The organism is Rhizobacter sp. P1_G5 (genome assembly GCF_056405435.1).
On record NZ_JBFUCB010001025.1, the window covers coordinates 1 to 1,201 of the forward strand.

Annotated in this window: 1 protein-coding gene; it reads right to left on the reverse strand. The window is 63.4% G+C overall.

From position 1 onward, the window contains the following. On the reverse strand, positions 1-1,201 hold a 1,201-nt coding region (locus AC1D12_RS33725), incomplete at both ends, for a cbb3-type cytochrome c oxidase subunit I (RefSeq protein ID WP_477845432.1).

The window sequence follows — 1,201 nt, forward strand, 5'->3', positions numbered from 1 at the left end:
GCGAAGAAGAAGCCGGTCTGCCAGAACCAGAACGAGCACTTGCCCCAGAACGGATCGAGCTTGTAGCCGAAGGCCTTCGGGAACCAGTAGGTGATGCCGGCCATCAGCCCGAACAGCACGCCGCCGATGATCACGTTGTGGAAGTGCGCGATCAGGAACAGGCTGTTGTGCAGCACGAAGTCGGCCGGCGGCACCGCGAGCAGCACGCCGGTCATGCCGCCGATCACGAAGGTGATCATGAAGCCGACCGTCCACAGCATCGGCACCTCGAAGCGGATGCGCCCGCGGTACATCGTGAAGAGCCAGTTGAAGATCTTCGCGCCGGTCGGGATCGAGATGATCATCGTCGTGATCCCGAAGAACGAGTTCACGCTCGCCCCCGAACCCATCGTGAAGAAGTGGTGCAGCCACACCAGGTACGACAGGATGGTGATCACGACCGTGGCGTACACCATCGACGCGTAGCCGAACAGGCGCTTGCCGCTGAAGGTGGAGACCACTTCCGAGAAGATGCCGAAGGCCGGCAGCACCAGGATGTAGACCTCGGGGTGGCCCCAGATCCAGATCAGGTTCACGTAYATCATCGCGTTGCCGCCGAGATCGTTCGTGAAGAAGTTGGTGCCGGCGTAGCGGTCGAGCGAGAGCAGTACCAGCACCGCCGTCAGCACCGGGAAGGCGGCGACGATCAGGATGTTGGTGCACAGCGAGGTCCACGTGAAGACGGGCATCTTCATCATCGACATGCCGGGCGCGCGCATCTTGACGATGGTGGCGATCAGGTTCACGCCCGACAGCAGCGTGCCGACCCCCGCGATCTGCAAGGACCAGATGTAGTAATCGACCCCCACGTCAGGGCTGTACGCGATGCCCGACAGCGGCGGGTAGGCCAGCCAGCCGGTGCGCGCGAACTCGCCGACGAACAGCGAGGCCATCACGAGGCCGGCGCCGAAGGTGGTCATCCAGAAGCTGAAGTTGTTCAGGAACGGGAAGGCCACGTCGCGCGCGCCGATCTGCAGCGGCACGACGAAGTTCATCAGCCCGGTGACCAGCGGCATCGCGACGAAGAAGATCATGATCACGCCGTGGGCGGTGAAGAYCTGGTCGTAGTGGTGCGGCGGCAGGWAGCCGRSGTTSTCGCCGAACGACAYGGCCTGCTGGGCSCGCATCATCASCGCRTCGGCGAAGCCGCGCAGCAGCATCA